This window comes from Luteibacter rhizovicinus DSM 16549 (genome assembly GCF_001887595.1).
In the GTDB taxonomy this organism is placed as follows: domain Bacteria; phylum Pseudomonadota; class Gammaproteobacteria; order Xanthomonadales; family Rhodanobacteraceae; genus Luteibacter; species Luteibacter rhizovicinus.
Genome location: NZ_CP017480.1, coordinates 3,611,643 through 3,627,709, shown reverse-complemented (window position 1 = coordinate 3,627,709; position 16,067 = coordinate 3,611,643). Strand labels below are relative to the sequence as shown.

General features: G+C 64.8%; 15 protein-coding genes and 1 tRNA gene. 12 read left to right on the top strand and 4 right to left on the bottom strand.

Annotated elements, in window-relative coordinates; genetic code table 11:
• Positions 1 to 304: 304 nt before the first annotated feature.
• A complete protein-coding gene (locus tag BJI69_RS16620; protein WP_052767058.1) occupies positions 305 to 847 on the bottom strand; it encodes a MarR family winged helix-turn-helix transcriptional regulator in 543 nt (180 codons plus the stop codon).
• Between the two features lie 113 nt (positions 848 to 960).
• On the opposite strand from BJI69_RS16620, the gene BJI69_RS16615 reads away from it, so the two are divergent.
• The 7 genes from BJI69_RS16615 to BJI69_RS16585 all read left to right on the top strand — a co-directional run bounded on the left by BJI69_RS16615 (position 961) and on the right by BJI69_RS16585 (position 6,953).
• Positions 961 to 1,761 carry an SDR family NAD(P)-dependent oxidoreductase gene (locus BJI69_RS16615; protein ID WP_211258463.1) on the top strand — a complete coding sequence of 267 codons (801 nt, stop codon included), beginning with the start codon at positions 961 to 963 and terminating at the stop codon, positions 1,759 to 1,761.
• A gap of 83 nt (positions 1,762 to 1,844) precedes the next feature.
• Complete coding sequence (locus BJI69_RS16610; protein ID WP_046966598.1) at positions 1,845 to 2,756, top strand: LysR family transcriptional regulator; 912 nt, start codon at positions 1,845 to 1,847, stop codon at positions 2,754 to 2,756.
• 120 nt (positions 2,757 to 2,876) lie between these two features.
• Positions 2,877 to 3,413, top strand: coding sequence for a hypothetical protein (locus BJI69_RS16605; RefSeq protein WP_046966597.1), 537 nt, complete (start codon positions 2,877 to 2,879; stop codon positions 3,411 to 3,413).
• A gap of 37 nt (positions 3,414 to 3,450) precedes the next feature.
• A complete protein-coding gene (locus BJI69_RS16600; RefSeq protein WP_046966596.1) occupies positions 3,451 to 5,568 on the top strand; it encodes an FUSC family protein in 2,118 nt (705 codons plus the stop codon).
• Positions 5,558 to 5,758: a DUF1656 domain-containing protein gene (locus BJI69_RS16595; RefSeq protein ID WP_046966595.1), complete on the top strand. Its 201-nt coding sequence runs from the start codon at positions 5,558 to 5,560 to the stop codon at positions 5,756 to 5,758. The genes BJI69_RS16600 and BJI69_RS16595 overlap by 11 nt, the downstream gene beginning before the upstream one ends.
• 8 nt (positions 5,759 to 5,766) lie before the next feature.
• On the top strand, positions 5,767 to 6,765 hold the full coding sequence (locus BJI69_RS16590) for an HlyD family secretion protein (RefSeq protein ID WP_046966594.1): 999 nt from the start codon (positions 5,767 to 5,769) through the stop codon (positions 6,763 to 6,765).
• A gap of 112 nt (positions 6,766 to 6,877) precedes the next feature.
• Positions 6,878 to 6,953: transfer RNA gene (locus BJI69_RS16585), tRNA-Ala, on the top strand.
• Positions 6,954 to 7,122: 169 nt separating this feature from the next.
• Here the strand turns inward: BJI69_RS16585 and BJI69_RS16580 are convergent.
• Both BJI69_RS16580 and BJI69_RS16575 read right to left on the bottom strand, forming a co-directional pair.
• Positions 7,123 to 8,772, bottom strand: coding sequence for a phosphoethanolamine transferase (locus BJI69_RS16580; protein ID WP_052767057.1), 1,650 nt, complete (start codon positions 8,770 to 8,772; stop codon positions 7,123 to 7,125).
• A gap of 116 nt (positions 8,773 to 8,888) precedes the next feature.
• Positions 8,889 to 10,028 (bottom strand): FAD-dependent oxidoreductase, encoded by a 1,140-nt coding sequence (locus BJI69_RS16575; RefSeq protein ID WP_046966593.1) that lies wholly within the window; start codon positions 10,026 to 10,028, stop codon positions 8,889 to 8,891.
• A gap of 80 nt (positions 10,029 to 10,108) precedes the next feature.
• Here BJI69_RS16575 and BJI69_RS16570 point away from each other — a divergent pair, with 80 nt between their 5' ends.
• Together BJI69_RS16570 and BJI69_RS16565 are read left to right on the top strand one after the other, a co-directional pair.
• Positions 10,109 to 10,783 carry a TetR/AcrR family transcriptional regulator gene (locus BJI69_RS16570; protein WP_046966592.1) on the top strand — a complete coding sequence of 225 codons (675 nt, stop codon included), beginning with the start codon at positions 10,109 to 10,111 and terminating at the stop codon, positions 10,781 to 10,783.
• 160 nt (positions 10,784 to 10,943) lie between these two features.
• Positions 10,944 to 12,287, top strand: a complete 1,344-nt coding sequence (locus BJI69_RS16565; protein ID WP_078023255.1) for a chloride channel protein — start codon at positions 10,944 to 10,946, stop codon at positions 12,285 to 12,287.
• A 7-nt stretch (positions 12,288 to 12,294) separates the two neighbouring features.
• Here BJI69_RS16565 and BJI69_RS16560 read toward each other — a convergent pair whose 3' ends face one another.
• Entirely contained in the window at positions 12,295 to 13,512 is a 1,218-nt protein-coding gene (locus BJI69_RS16560) for a LysR family transcriptional regulator (protein WP_052767056.1), read from the bottom strand.
• A gap of 102 nt (positions 13,513 to 13,614) precedes the next feature.
• Here BJI69_RS16560 and BJI69_RS16555 point away from each other — a divergent pair, with 102 nt between their 5' ends.
• The 3 genes from BJI69_RS16555 to BJI69_RS16545 are packed head-to-tail and all read left to right on the top strand — an operon-like array spanning position 13,615 to position 16,062.
• Positions 13,615 to 14,301, top strand: coding sequence for a 4-carboxy-4-hydroxy-2-oxoadipate aldolase/oxaloacetate decarboxylase (locus tag BJI69_RS16555; protein WP_046966590.1), 687 nt, complete (start codon positions 13,615 to 13,617; stop codon positions 14,299 to 14,301).
• 8 nt (positions 14,302 to 14,309) lie between these two features.
• On the top strand, positions 14,310 to 15,173 hold the full coding sequence (locus BJI69_RS16550; RefSeq protein ID WP_046966589.1) for an amidohydrolase family protein: 864 nt from the start codon (positions 14,310 to 14,312) through the stop codon (positions 15,171 to 15,173).
• Positions 15,166 to 16,062, top strand: coding sequence for a hypothetical protein (locus BJI69_RS16545; protein WP_052767055.1), 897 nt, complete (start codon positions 15,166 to 15,168; stop codon positions 16,060 to 16,062). Before BJI69_RS16550 ends, BJI69_RS16545 begins: the two co-directional genes overlap by 8 nt.
• Positions 16,063 to 16,067 lie beyond the last annotated feature (5 nt).

The window sequence follows — 16,067 nt, the reverse complement described above, 5'->3', positions numbered from 1 at the left end:
GTTGAATCGTTGTCCGCAGTTAACCGGTCGACACTATCTTTCGATAATCGAAGGCTTATGCGATTTTTACTGTCATTTCCGCGCAATACTTGCTGTCATACGCAAGTTCACACGCTTTCCCTGGGCATAAAAAAGCCCAGTCGACGTTGACCGGGCGAATATTGCGAAATCGGTTTTTAATTACGAGCAATCGCGAGAAATAATGCCTTTCTACTCACTTCCCCAGAATATTCTCATGCGTATTTTACAGGATATTTACAAGGACGCTATTAGCTCGGATCACTCGCGTGATTAATGCCCTGGCTCAGCGCGTCGTGCGCTCCTCACCTTTGAAGGCGATCAGAAACTCGTCGGACGACACGTAGTCGGAAACCGCGCGCAAAGCGGCTGCCGCTTCGCTGCCCAGAACCCTGTCGACCTGGGCGTTGGCGACGGCCCAATGCGTCAGCGCCCGATGCAACAGATCCGTCCCTTCGGTGGTCAGCCTGGCGCGCTTGGCGCGTTTGTCCGAGGCATCCGGAAACAGCTCGACCAGACCGTCCCTGATCAATGGCCGTAGCGCATGGGTCACCGCGGATATCTGCAGCGCGAGCTTCGTTGCGAGGTCCTGCAAGGTGGGCACCTGTCCTTCGTTGGCGGCGGCAAGACGCTCGATCTCCGCCAACAGTCCAATCTGGGTTGCCTTCAGCCCAACCGGCGCGAGCGCCTCGTCGTAGAGGCTCCCGAGGCGTCGTCCAGCCCGCCTGACGGCCGTATTCGTGCAAGCGATGGCAAGGAAGGCGCTCAGGTCCGCGGCGGCCTTATTCGTCTCAGTGGGGCTCGCAGCTTTTTTTAGCGATTTCGGCATGACGTAAGGATCGTTGAGCACTGAAGCATTGACAAGGCGCCATCCTACGCCTATAAGGTTGAGCCCTCAACATACTGCTTGAGCCCTCAACTTAGATACGTGGAATTATGAACATGTCCTCTTCCAGGAAAACCGCTGTCGTCACGGGCGCGTCGTCGGGTATCGGTGCCGTCTACGCCCAACGCCTGGCCGCCCGTGGCTACGACCTCGTCCTCGTCGCCCGTCGTGCGGATCGCCTTGCCGCCCTCGCCGAACAGCTCACCAAGGCCCACGGTGTCGACGTCCGGGTCCTTGCCGCCGACCTCGAAAAGGATGCGGACGTCGCCCGGGTGGAAACCCTGCTCAAGGAAGACAGCAGCGTAGCCATGCTGGTCAACAACGCGGGCCTCGCCCGACTTCGTCCCCTGCTCGAGACATCCGCGGACGATGCACACTCGCAGGTGGCCCTGAACATCACCGCGCTCACGCGCCTGACGCAGGCCATCCTGCCGGCGTTCGTCGCACGTAATGCCGGCACCCTCATCAACGTGGCCTCGGTGCTCGCGGTGCATTCGCTGCCCATCAGCGCCGTCTACAGCGGCAGCAAGGCCTACGTATTCGCCTTTACCCGCGGCCTGCAGGATGAGCTGGAGACGACGGGTGTCACGGTCCAACTGGTGCTCCCGGCCGCCACGGCGACCGAGATCTGGTCGGAGGAGGTCTCGGGCATCCCGCTTTCCGCCCTCCGGAAGGAATCCATCATGAGTGCCGAGGACATGGTCGACGCCGCGCTCACCGGGCTGGACAACGGTGAAACCATCACCTGGCCGTCCGTTGCCGACGAAGGTCTGTGGACGGCGTACGACGCCGCGCGCTCCTCTTTGTTCGCAGCGACGCAAACCGGCATGCCTGCGCCGCGCTACCTCGAGGCATAACGCCTGCTAACATCGTAACGACACGCTCCACCTTTCGTCGTCAACAGAACCGCGCCTTGTGCCGATGGCGCAAGGCGCTTTTCGTGAAACCTCATCGATTGGGCGACATCGCGGCCTTCGTGGCCGTCGTAAAAGCGGGAAGCCTCACCGGCGCCACAGCGTCGCTCGAGCTGACACGCTCGGCTATCGGCAAGAGCATCGTCCGCCTGGAAACCCAGCTCGGTGTACGCCTGCTCAACCGCACCACGCGCCGACTGAGCCTGACCGACGAAGGCGCCGTGGTCTACGCGCGCTGGCGACAGATCCTGGACGAGCTGGAAGACGTGGACGCCACCATGGCGCTCCGCCGTAGCGAGCCCACTGGCACCCTGAAATTCCTGATGCCACCGACGTTCGGGCAACGTCATGTCCTGCCCGTGCTCAACGACTACCTCAGGCAATGGCCAGGACTTCGTGCGGAGCTCTGGTTCACCGATCGCTTCGTCGACCTGGTCGAGGACGGCTTCGACCTGGCGATACGGATCGGTGCGCCCAAGGAAGATTCGCAAATGCTCACGCGCACCGTGGCATGGCGGCAATTCATCGTCTGCGCGTCGCCCGATTACCTGGCGAAGCGCGGCACGCCGCAGACACCACACGAGCTCATCGATCACGACACGATCATGTACGCCGTCGGCGAACAACCGCGGCCGTGGCGCCTCCACACGGACGACGGTCCCCATGCGTACGAGGGGCCCGCACGCCTGGACATCGACAGCTATGAAGTCATGCGCGAACTGGCCCTGGCCGGGTTCGGCCTGACCTTCCTGCCCAACTACCTTCTTGCCGACGAATTGCGCGCCGGAACGCTCGTCGAAGTGCTCCGCGACCATCGACCGCCGCCCGATCCCATCCGGCTGGTGTATCCGAGCAGGCGCCACCTCGCGCCTCGCACCCGCGCATTCATCGACCTGCTCGCACAGCGCTGGGAATCCGCGGCGCCCTGGGACGACTGACCGTCGCCGACACTTCGCTATTGGGGATTCGCAGGCCCGGATGAAGGTCGTCTGAGGTGGTATATCCGGCGTGCGCATCGGCAGACACTGCCGCATCGCAACTTCCCGGCACCCCACGCCATGAAAACCTCCATCCCTGCCACGCGCCCCAACCTTCTGATGACGTGCACGCTTTTCGCCGCGATCCTGGTGGCCGGCTGCCATGCCACCACCGACGCACGGTGGACGACGGCCAACGACACCGTCTATCGCTGGGAGCACGCCATGCCGACCTTGCCCGTGGAGGTTCGCGGCCAGCTACCCAACGTCTCCAACGCGCAGATGGCCCAGGCTATCCCTCGTGCACTTCCCGCTCGTCAGCCAGCCGACCAGACCGCTGCGCGACTCGTCGTCGATGCCGGCAGCGACCTTGCGCCAGCCAACGACGCGTATTGCGCAGCCGCGGCGCCCGCACCGATCGGCACGACCTCCCGTACGCCCCTGGCACTCACCCTGGCGCTCTGCGACGGAACGCGTCTGGTTGCCTCATCGCGTTCGCAGGTCGCCCCCGGCAAGACCAACGTCGACGACCTCCCCCGCCAGATCGACCACCTGAAGAACCTGATGCTCATCGGGATCGACGAGAGCCCCGCCCAGTACGTCCACATCCAGGGCTGACGCGCGGCGTTTTCGATCACTCGATAAGGGGACGGCGTTGATCGCCTTAAACAAACCCTGGCTTGCCGACTTTCTCGCGGGAGAGCGGCAGGCCTGGATCTTCGTGTTCAAGTGTCTGCTCGCGTTCTATATCGCCGCCTGGCTGGCGATGCTGCTTCAGCTCGAACAACCGGCGACGTCGATGGTCACGGTAGGCCTGGTGATGCACCCGCAAAGCGGTATGGTGCGCGCGAAGGGCTTCTATCGCGCGATCGGCAACGTCGCCGGAAGCCTCTGCGCGCTCGTGCTCATCGCGGCGTTCGCCCAGCAGCGCGAGTTGTTCCTTCTCGCGCTGTCCTTGTGGGTCGCTGGCTGCGCGGGCGGCGCGATGAAGTACCGCAACTTCATGTCTTACGGGTTCGTACTGTCGGGCTACACCGCGGCGATCGTGGCGCTTCCAGCGATCAGTGACCCCTACAACGTGTTCGACGCCGCGATGATGCGCGTGAGCGAGGTCCTGCTCGGCGTGATCGTGGCGGGCGTGGTCAGCGACGTGATCTTCCCCGATCGGCTCGGTGACGTCCTTCGCCGCAGCAGGCGCGGACACTTCGCGCAGTTCGTCGCGATGGCCAGTGAGCCCCTGGATGGCTCGACGCCTCGTTCCCGGATGGAACGCGCGCACTTGCAGTTCGTCCGTTCGGCGGTACAGATCGAGGACCTCAGGTCGTCGGTCGTCTTCGAAGACCCGGACACGCGCGCGCACAGCCGTCGCATGCAATTGCACAACCTGCGGTACATGGCTGCCGCGACGACGTTCCAGTCGATCTATCACCTGATCGACCGCCTGCGCCGACAGAGTCACCCAGATACGGCGGACGCGCTCGTCCGACTTTATGACCCGATCGGGGAGGCACTCTCTGCAGGTCCGACCGACGCGCCCGAACCCAAGGCGCTGGCCGAACGAATCGCCGCGTGCGAAGCGCTGCTGCCGGCGTTGGCGAGCGAGGTGCGCAACGCTTTTCGGAACGACCTGGACCTGCAGATGGAGTTCGACGGTGGGGCCACGCTGGTTCGCCGGTTCGCGAGCGAGTTGCACGACCTCATCATGCTTGAAGCCACCCTGCGCAAACCTCAGGGACGCCTTGTGGACGGTGTCGAGCATGTGGGTTTCAAGCGGTCCAACGATCACGTCGCGCCCTTGATCACCGCGCTACGAGGCTTTCTCGCACTGGCCGTACTGAGTCTGTTCTGGATCGACACCAGCTGGGCCTCCGGTCCCAGTGCGCTGCTGACCGCCTCGTATTTCTGCGGTTTGCTGGCCACCTCGCCCTCGCCGGTATCCGCCGCGATCAACATCTCGATCGGCTACGCGCTCGGTATGTCCGCGGCCTTCATCGTGGCGTTCTGCCTGATGCCGGGCAGCGATGGCTTCACCATGCTGATCCTGGCGTCCCTGCCCCTGATGGCGATCGGCCCGTATCTGCTCACACGCAACGCGACCCTTCCAGGCATGGGCACCGGCTACGTGATGAGCTTCGCAGGCATCCTCGCCCTGAAGAACCCGATGGTCTACAACCCCGAACAGTTCCTCAACGATGCGATCGCGTCGTGGTTCGGCGTGGTCGCCTGTGGCGTCGCGTTCATGCTCATTCCCACGGTCATCGGGACGGCATGGCTGCGTCGTCGCCAGCTGCGAAAACTGCGGCAGCAGGTCACCTTCGCCGCCTCATCGCCCCTGGCCGGCCTGCTCTACGAGACCGAAAGCGCCAATCGCGATCTCCTCCACCAGATCGTCCAGCACACCCGATCCGATAGCGACGAGATGCGACACCTGCTGACCTGGGACCTCGCCGTCCACGAATGCGTGCGCGCGATTATCGAATTGCGACAGGACATGCAGCACGCCGAGCTTCCCCCGCCTCTGAAGGACATCATGCAGCGTTCCGTCGATGCCCTTGCCGAACTCTACGACGCACCGGATGCGCAGCGCTGGCAGGAGGCCGACCGGACCGTCGGGCATGCGATCACGTTGACCGCCCAGGCATTGCCGCGGGCCCAGGCGAGTTGTCGTCCGCCCCTGGCCCATCTGCTGCAGCTTCGCGCGGCGCTTCGCGACGACGAATCCGCCCTCGCTCCATTCATCGCCCGACACCCGGAGCCCGCGCATGCCACGTGAAGTCGATTTCGCCGGCGCGACCGTCCCCGGCCTCCTGCTGGTGTACCTCGGCTGCCTGCTCGTGCAGTGGGTCATCGACACGGTCGCCGGGCGCTACGGCCTGTATCGCCATGTCTGGCATCCGCCCCTGTTCCGGGTCGCCCTGTTCGCCTGCCTGTTCAGTGCGATCGGTCTGCTGTTGTATCCCTGAGTACCCCGATGAAGCCCGCTCTCCAGTCATTGCTCCGCCTCGGCCTCACCGCCGCCATCGTGATCCTCTCCTTGTTCCTCGGGCGCGGTTTGTGGAATCACTACATGTATTCCCCGTGGACGCGCGATGCGCGCATGCGCGCCGAGGTGGTACGCATCGCGCCGGATGTCTCCGGCCTCGTCATCCGCGTTGCGGTGGTCGACAACCAGGAAGTCAGGAAGGGCGAAGTCCTGTACGAGATCGATCCCGCGCGCTTCCGCTTCGCCTTGCAACAGGCCGAGGCCAGCCTTACCGCCGCCAAGGCCAACGCCCGTGCCGCCGGCGCCAATATCGATGCCGTGCTCGCCAGCGCCGAGGCACGGAAGACCGAGTACGACATGCGCCAGGAGCAGGCCACGCGTCGCCAGGCCCTGGCGGATGTCGTACCCAAGGAGGAGCGAAACAACGCGAAGTCGGTTGCCGATTCGGCGATGGCCGCTTGGCACGAGGCCCAGGCCAGCGGTCACCAGGCCGGCGCCGCGCGTGAACAGGCCCTGGCCGCCGTCGCCCTCGCGCAAGTGGCTACCGACACCGCGAAGCTGGATCTGGAACGGACCCAGGTGCGCGCACCGGTCGACGGCTACGTGACCAACCTCACTGTACGGACCGGCGACTACGCCGCCAGCGGCAACGCGTCCATGGCGCTGATCGACCGGCACGGTTATTACGTCTATGGCTACTTCGAAGAAACCAAGCTGCCACGTCTGCACGTGGGCGATCCGGTCGACATTCGGCTCATGAGCGGCGGCGCCCACGTCGGTGGTCGCATCACGGGCTTTGCCCGCGGCATCACCGACCGCGACAACCCGACCGGAAGCGACCTCCTGGCCGACGTGAATCCCACATTCACCTGGGTGCGCCTGGCGCAACGCGTGCCCGTACGCATCGCCATCGACGAGGCCAGCGTGCCACGAGGTGTGATCCTGGCCGCCGGCATGACCGCCACGGTCACAGCAAGCCCCCTGTAGGAGCCGATTCATCGGCGATCCCGCGACAGCGGGCCCGCTCACGTCTTGGTTGCGACATCCCAAGTGCCACCCTTGGCGACACCAAAAACCCCTGCTAAGATCAGCAGCTAGTGGGGCCTTAGCTCAGCCGGGAGAGCGCGTCGTTCGCAATGACGAGGTCGGGGGTTCGATCCCCCCAGGCTCCACCACTTATCGAACACACTGAAGCCTCGAAGACCGCCGGTCCTCGAGGTTTTTTTGTGGCCGAGGTGGAGCAGCTCTTTGTAAGAGCAGCTCTTTGTGGGAGCCGATTCATCGGCGATAGCCAGGTCGCGGCAAGCCCCATCGCCGGCATAGCCGGCTCCTACACAGAGCGGCTCAGCCCCGGCAACCTGCCAGGAGATCGAGCTGCGGCTCGTACACCGTCGTGCGCGTATCGAAGAAACCCAGCAACGTATGGAACACGTTGTCCTGGCTCGCTGGCTGCGTGCGCCGCTGCGCCATGCAATCCAGGCGTACTCCCGCATCACGCACCCAGCCCGGTGACAGCCACAACAACATCGGGATGTGCTTCTGCTGGCTGGGCGCCTTGTCCCAGTCCGCGCCGTGCAGATAGATGTCGTTCTCGCCCAGCGATTCGCCGTGGTCGGAGAGGTACATCATCGCGCTGTCGGTCTCGGGGTCCGCCTTGAGTGCATCGACGACCTCACCGAGGATGTGGTCGGTGTAGAGGATCGTGTTGTCGTAACTGGCAACCGCCTGGGCATAGGTGCAGGTCTGCACCTCGGCGGTATCGCAGCCCGGCTTGAACGCATTGAAGGCCGCCGGATAACGCTGGAAATACGCCGGTCCATGGCTGCCCTTGATGTGCAACACCAGCAACGCGGGCGAGCGCATCTTCGCCAGGCGCGCCGGCAGGTCGGCGATCAGCACGTCGTCCTGGCAACCGTTGGCATCGCACAGGCCGTCGATCCTCGCAGCCGTGAGGTCGTCGTTAGGCACGCGCAGGCAGACGTCCTTGCAGCCCTCGTCGTTGTCGCGCCAGTACACGTCCACGCCAGCATGCTGCAGGACATCCAGCGCATTCCAGTGTGCCTTGGCCACCGGCTTGTCGAACTTCGCACGGGTCATGTTCGAGAACATGCACGGAACCGATACCGTGGTTGCCGTGCCGCACGACCACGCGTCGCTGAAGTAGATGGCGCCCGCCCGTTTCATCTCGGGATTGGTCTCGCGTGCATAGCCCTGCAACGACTGGTTCTCCGCTCGCGCCGTCTCGCCCACCACGAAGACGACGACACGCTTGCGGGCTGCCATGGCCGCATTGGGCGCCAGCGCGGCATCCGTACCGATCGGCGTCATCGTCTTCTTCGGACGGAAGACGTCGCGCTGCAGGTAGTGGAATGTGCCACTCAGCGCTGCATACGGATTGAACACCTCGTACATCGGGCGGTGATTGCGCTCGAAGTAAACGTAGTTACGGCCGGTGAGCAGGGGCGGCACGAGCAACAGCGCGGCAGCACCAACCACGATGGCCGTACGCCAGCGCAGACTCCGCCACGTCGGCATGAAACGAACAGGTACCAGCAGGACAAGAATGGCTGGCAATACGCCGAACAGCGCGATCCAGCCGACGGACGCGGTGGTGATCAGCGCCATCGCTTCGGCACGCGTCGTCTCGAAAATGCTCTGGATGATTTCTTCGTTCAGGCGTGCACCGAACGTCTGCTCGTAATACGCGCTCGCCGCCGAGACCAGGATCAGCAGGGCGAGCAAGCCCTTGCCGATCCGCGGCCACAGGGCCAACGCGAGGGTCAGGACGAGGTTGCCGATCAACCGACAATAAACGGTCACACTCAGGGCCCAGAATCCGGGCAACCCCTGGGAAGCCGCCAGGGCCTCGTGCACCTCGGGCCACAGGGTGCGATTGAGTGCGACGAGAATATAAACGGCAACGATAGCGCCCAGCGCCCAGGCGGGCAGCGCCCACTTCGCACGGCCTGACGCCGGGCGGTCTTGAATGATCATCCAGCATCCTGTGCGGCTCGACACGATCGCGAGCCCTTTGAAGCCGTGAAATCTACAGTAGAGCTGTCGTTGGCTCAAACGGACGCTGGCGGACCTCAGGCCGTACTAAGCTTGCGCTAAGCCGCCGGCGCCTCTGCGTGCCGGGCGAACATATCCACGAGGCTCCCGGGAGTCCCGCCGCCGAACATCAGCTCGCTCAATGCCTTTGCCTCGGTAGCCGCGACAGCGCTTCGGGGAAACAATGCCGTCTCGTACGCCAGGAGCGCCGCCTCGACATCGTCGGGACGGGCGGCCAGCGCCTTGCCCAGTTCCGCGCCGTCATACATGGCCAGATTGGCCCCCTCGCCCGACGGCATCATCAAGTGCGCCGCATCGCCGATCAGCGTCACCCCGGGAATACGGGGCCAACGATGCTCGCTGGGGAGTGCGTGGATCGGACGGGGCACCGGCGCCGTGTCGCTCCCGGTGACGAGCGCCTTCAACGGCGGCGCCCAGTCATCGAACTCTTTCGCGACCGCCGCCAGGGCTAGCGTCGCGTCGTCGAAGTCGATGCCGGCGAGCCAACTTTCCGGCTTGCTCAACGCCACGTAGGTATGCAGCACGGCGTCGGGCTCGCGGTGGGCCAGGATCCCCTTCCCCGGTGCCAGTGCGAAGAACGCACCGCCGCCCACGGCTTGCGCGCTCGCCGCGTGACGAACATCGGCATCGTGCAGGTAGGTCTCGACGAACGATATGCCGACGTACGCGGGCCTCGCATCCGACAGCAGGCGACGCACCTTCGACCACGCGCCATCGGCACCCACCAGCAGATCGGTCGTTGCGGTCGAGCCGTCGTCGAAGGTGAGTACGTGCCGGCCGCCACCGAGCGGCGACACCGATACGAGTTTATGGCCCCAGCGAATGCTTCCGGCGGGAAGCGACTCGATGAGTACGCGACGTAACCCGCCTCTGGGCACCTCGGGTCGACCGCCCGTCCCATCGTCCGGCTGGTCGAAAAGAAGCCGCCCATCCTTGTCGAATCCCCGGGTGGCCTGCCCTCCGGGGTGAATGAGCGAAAGGAATTCGTCGAACACGCCAGCCGCCTTGAGAGCCACCTGCCCGTTTTCCCGATGGATATCGAGCATCCCTCCCTGCGCCCGCGCGTCGGGCGACGCCTCCGCTTCGTACACCGTCGCAGGGATGCCGTGTACGTGGAGGACGCGTGCGAGGGTCAAGCCGCCGAGGCCGGCTCCGACGATAGCGATGGAAGATGTCATCGAGATTCCTGAGTTATCGGCGTCGCTGGAACGCCATTCCAGTAGATTGGAACATCGTTCCATTTCTGTCAACATGGAGCATGGCCAAGAAACCCCCTGCTCCACCCAGGCGTGAAGGATCGCTTTCGCGGGACCGCATCATCGAAGCGGCGATCGTGCTGCTCGACGAAGCCGGCGAAAGCGGACTGACCTTCCGCGCCCTCGCCGAACGACTCGTCACCGGTCCTGGTGCGATCTACTGGCATATCGCCAACAAGGGCGAGCTCCTCATCGCTGCCTGTGATGCCATCGTCGCTCGCGCGATGAGCGAGGCGCGGCTCGATGCATCACCCGAAGCCTCCATTCGCGCGATCGCCCTGGGCATGTTCGACGCTATCGACGAGCATCCGTGGGTCGGTTCGGCGCTCACTCATGCGCCAGGTCAGTTGCCGGCGGTGCGCCTCCTCGAGCGACTGGGCCGGTCACTTCGTGAGCTGGGTGTGCGACGGGAACGCGAATGGACGACCGTATCCGCCTTGCTGAGCTACGTCCTTGGCGTCGGCGCGCAGAACGCAGCGAACCGACAGTTCGCCTTTGCCGAAGGACTCGAGCGGGATAGCTTTCTCGCCTCGGTGTCGACCGCATGGTCCGAACTCGATGCCGCGGAATATCCTTTCGCCCGCAGTATCGCCGCTCAACTGAGCGATCACGACGATCGCGAGGACTTCCTCGCAGGTATCGACCTCATTCTCGGCGGCATCCACGCGCTGACATAGCCATTCATCTGCCAGCCAGCTACCAAGCTCGATTCCGCGTAGCCTTTCGCCGTCCCCGTTGTCGGTAGACCGTCCCATGACTGATCCTCTGCATCCGCCCCATGATCGGGCGGCGCTTCCGCTCGCCCCCGCTTTGGACCCTGCACTCGCGCAGGCTCACATGCCAAGCCGATTGCCCCGACTTCGCAGGCGACTGGTCGCCTCGACGTTGATCGCCATGGCGCTTGCGGCCGTCGTCGCGGTGATCGCTTACGGGCTGACGCGACTCATCGCCCTGGTCACGCAAGTGGCTTTCTTCGGGCGGTGGAGCACGGCGTGGGTGAGTCCTGCCGTCAACCAGCGCGGCGTTTGGGTGATCGTCATTCCCTTGATCGGCGGTCTCATCGTCGGCCTGATGGCGCGATGGGGTTCTCGTGCCATCCGCGGACACGGTATTCCCGAGGCGATGGAGCAAGTGCTCACCAATGAAAGTCGCATTGCCGCGCGCATGATCTGGCTGAAGCCCTTGTCCTCGGCGGTGGCGATCGGCACCGGCGGCCCCTTCGGTGCGGAAGGACCGATCATCGCAACGGGCGGCGCGCTCGGATCCTATGTCGGGCAGCTGCTTCCCGTGACGGCCGACGAGCGCAAGACCTTGCTCGCGGCCGGCGCCGCCGCCGGCATGGCGGCGATCTTCGCGGCGCCCCTGGCGGCCGTGCTACTGAGCATCGAGCTGCTGCTGTTCGAGCGTCGTGCACGATCGCTCGTGCCGGTGGCGATGGCTGCGGCGACGGGCGCAGCGGTGCGCTTCGCGCTCGAAGGACCCGGACCGGTGTTTCCCATGGCCGCCCTGGCGCCGGCTTCGTTCGTCGCCTTGTCGTTCTATACGCTACTGGGCCTCGTCTTCGGCGTGGCAGGCGTGGCGGTGACCCGCCTTGTCTATGGCCTGGAAGATGCCTTCGAGAAGCTGCCGATCCATTGGATGTGGTGGCCCGCGATCGGCGGACTCGCGGTCGGACTTGTCGGCTACCTCGTGCCTTCGACCCTCGGCGTAGGCTACGAGAACATCGTCGCCGTCATCGGCGGCCACCTGACCGTGGGCGCGCTGGCGATCCTTGCTTTGGCCAAGCTGGTGTCATGGTCGATCGCGCTGGGCAGCGGGACATCCGGCGGCACACTCGCGCCACTGTTCACCATCGGCGGCGCGCTGGGCGGCCTGCTCGGCGTCTGCCTGGCCCACTGGCCGATCACCCAGGTCGACCCGCGCATGGCCGCACTGATCGGCATGGCGGCGCTGTTCGCCAGTGCCTCGCGCGCCATGTTGACGGCTGCCGTCTTCGTTTTCGAAACCACCATGCAGCCACATGCCTTGCTGCCCCTCTTGGCGGCGTGCGTCGCGGCCTATCTGGTCTCGGGACTGATGATGAAGCACACGATCATGACCGAGAAGATCGCGCGGCGCGGTGTCCATGTGCCGACCGACCTCGTCGCGGACCACGCACCCTCACACACGGCACCCCATTGATCGAACGTCAGCGCTCGTCGCGCTCTCGCGCCAGGGCGTGCGTGCGCTCGACAAAATCCGCCTGCAACGGCGTCGGCATCCAGTCGCGCCGGCGCGTCAGCGCGATACGCCGGCGCAGCTCCTTGCCCAGGTCGCCGATCTCGGTCAGCGTGCCCGCGCGATACTCGAAAAGAAACTGATCCCGTGACACCAGGGTGAGCCAGTCCCCCTGCAGCAAGAGACCTCGCGTGACCAGCACCGAACCGCATTCGATACGCAGCCGTGGCGGTGCCACGCCACGGCTGGTGAAGATCTGTTCCCACTTGTTCCGCAGCGGAATGCCAGGTGCTGAAACCACCCACGGGTAGGCCAGCAGATCGGAGAGTTCCAGCTGTTTCTTGTCGCGTAAAGGATGGTCCGCGCGGGCGACTACGACAGGATCGTCATCGAACAGTTCTTCCTGCACCACATCGCGGTGGGGCGCCGGATCGCGGCGAGCGCCGATGATGAGATCAAGATCGCCCTGGCGCAGGCCGGCGAGCAGGTCACGATACGGTGCCTCGACGACTTTCACGGCCGCCGAGACATGCGCCGTGGTGAATCGCGCAAGCAGGTCGGAGAAGAAGATGGCGCGAGCGCTGGGCAGGATGCCTACCGTCACGCGGCCGGCGTCGTCGGTATTCATCGCCCGGATTTCTTCCAGGCCGGCGCGCAATTCCGAAAGCATCAGGCGCGCAAAGCGCACGAAGCGACTTGCTACATCGGTAGGCCGCACGATGCGTCCCACGCGAACGAAAAGATCGGTGCCGAGAATATCCTGCAGTTCGCGTACGGCACGATGCACGGCAGGCTGCGATAAGCCCGTCAACTCCGATGCCTGCACATAGCTGCTGTTGCCCTCGACGGCAATGAGCGCTCGCAGCTGCACCATGGTCACGCGCCGTTCGATGTGCGGCAGCGGTGCCAGACGTGCGGAGCGTCGTACCAGGCGCCCACCATGGGCGAGGTAGTGCAGCGCACGATCGATGCGAAGCATCATCGTGCGCCCGGCGACCGTCGCCGAAACACCGCCTGGCTGCCTGTCCAGCAGGCGCTCACCGAGCACACGCTCCATCTTCGCCACCGCCTGCGCCAAAGCTGGCTGGGACAGGCTGACCTCACGCGCCGCGGCGCTCATGCTGCCCGAGCGGCCCGTGACCAGCAGGGCATCCAGGTGTCTCAGGTTCAGCTGGAAGATCTCATTCACGAGCAATCAATCGCATTTGCTTATAGCCCGATCATAAAACGAAATGGCAAAGCGCGCACTGGGCGGTCACCGTAGAGCCATCCGCCGCTACCGAAAACGGGCATGTCTACAGTCAATACCAAACTCGAAAGGCCCGCCAAGGCACTTATCGACGCGCTCGCCGCCCTCGGCGTGGCCACGATCCACGAGGCACAGGGCCGCAAGGGCCTCATGGCGACGCGCCTTCGCCCGATCTATGCCGGCGCCCGCGTTGCCGGTTCGGCGGTAACGGTTTCCCTGCCTCCCGGCGACAACTGGATGCTGCATGTCGCCATCGAACAACTCCAGGACGGCGACCTGCTTATCGTGGCGCCGACGAGCGACTGCAGCGACGGCTACTTCGGCGACCTGCTCGCCACCTCGGCGATGGCCCGCGGATGTCGCGGTCTCGTTATCGATGCCGGGGTCCGCGATGTTCGTGACCTCACCGCCATGGGCTTTCCGGTCTGGTCGAAGGCGATTTCCGCGCAGGGCACGGTGAAGGAAACCCTGGGATCGGTGAACGTGCCGCTGGTCTGTGGCAATGCTTATGTGCGTCCCGGCGACATCGTCGTGGCCGATGACGATGGCGTCTGCGTGGTTCGTCATGAAGAAGCCGATGACGTCCTCGCGAAGAGTGTGGAGCGCGAAGCCCGCGAAGCGCAGGTCCGCGAGCGACTGAAAAAGGGCGAGCTCGGACTGGATATCTACGCCATGCGCGAGCGCCTTGCGTCCAAGGGACTCGTTTACTCCCCTATTCACGACCAATAAGAATCCCCATGACGATCTTCGATACACACACGCATGTGATCGCTCCCGATACCACCCTGTACCCGACCGACCCGATCGGTGGCCATCAGTCCGAGTGGTCGCAGAAGCGTCCCGCGGATGCGGCGGGCCTGCTCGCGGCGATCGATGGCGCCGGCATCGCCAAGGCGGTCGTCGTACAGGCTTCGACGGTGTATGGCCACGACAACCGCTACGTGGTCGATACCGTACGCGCCCATCCATCGCGTTTCGTCGGCGTCTACTCGATCGATGCGCTCGCGCCCGATGCCGTCCAGCGAATCGATCACTGGCAGTCGGAAGGGCTTTCGGGTTTCCGCCTGTTCACCACCGGCAGCACCATGCCCGGGCAATCGGACTGGCTCGGTCACAAGGATTCCTTTCCGGCCTGGGCACATGCCGAAAAGCGCGGCATTCCCGTCTGCCTGCAGATGACGATGGAGGGGCTCCCTGCCCTGCGCGCGCTATTGGAACGTTTTCCGACGGTGCGGGTATTGCTTGACCATTGCGCGCGGCCGGACCTTTCCGACGGCGCACCGTTTGCGGCAGCCCGGGCATTGTTCGACATCGCGACCTTCCCGGGCGTGTACCTCAAGCTCACCAACCGCACGCTTGCGGCGGCCACTGTCGGCAAGTCGACGCCCCGCGCCTTCCTGGAACGCACGATCGAGACCTTCGGTGCGGGACGGATTGCCTGGGGTTCCAACTTCCCGGCGGCCGAGGGCTCGCTACCGACCCTTGTCGCCACCGCCCACGACGCGCTTGCCAGCCTCTCGCCGCAAGATCGGGCCCTGATCTTCAGCGGCACGGCGGCAGCCATCTATCCGGTGCTGTCGGAGGGTGGCAAGCATGTCTGAGCCGAGCACGATGCGCACCGTGCTTGCCACGTCGGCGCTGACCACGCCGATCAAGAGCGGTGCGCTGACCAGCCCCCGCGTGAGCTTCGACTTTGTCGACGTGTCGCCGGTGCACAAAGCTTTCGCACCGATGGTGCGCGACCAGGCGTTCGATATCTCGGAGCTGGCGATCGTCACCGGCCTGCAGGCGATCGCTTTTGGCCGACCGATCATCCTGCTGCCCGCCGTGGTGGCGTCGCGCTTCCAGCGCGGCTGCCTGATCACCCGGCGCGTCGGTGGTGTGACACCCGACCAACTGGCCGGCCGTCGCATCGGCGTGCGCTCCTATACACAGACCACGGGTATGTGGGTGCGCGCGCAGCTTACCGAAGATTATGGGCTGGCGACCCGCGCCATGCGGTGGCTGACGCGCGATGCCGCCCACGTGGAGCAGTACCGGGACCCGGATTTCATCGAGCACGCCGATGCGGACCTGAGCCTTCTCGACCTCCTGCGTGAGGGCACGATCGACGCGGCCATCCTGGGTAACGACTTGCCCAAGGACGAGGAGTTCGTGCCGGTCATCGCCGATGCCGCTGTAAAGGACAAGGCCTGGTACGAGAAGCACGGCTTCGTGCCGATCAACCACGTGGTCGCGGCGAGCGTGGCTGCCAGCCAGCGCGATCCCGCCGCCTTGCGCGAGGCCTACCGCCTTCTGGTCGTGTCGAAGGCGACACTGCATGGTGAGAGCGGCGAACCGTCACCCTACGCCTTCGGTTTCGACACGTTGCGCGGGCCGGTCGACACCATCGTCGACGCCTGCGTCGAGCAAGGCCTGCTGCCCCGCCGACTGAGCTTTGACGAAGTGTTCGGCCCGGCGCACGCCATACTCGACGGCATGGCCGAATGAACAGC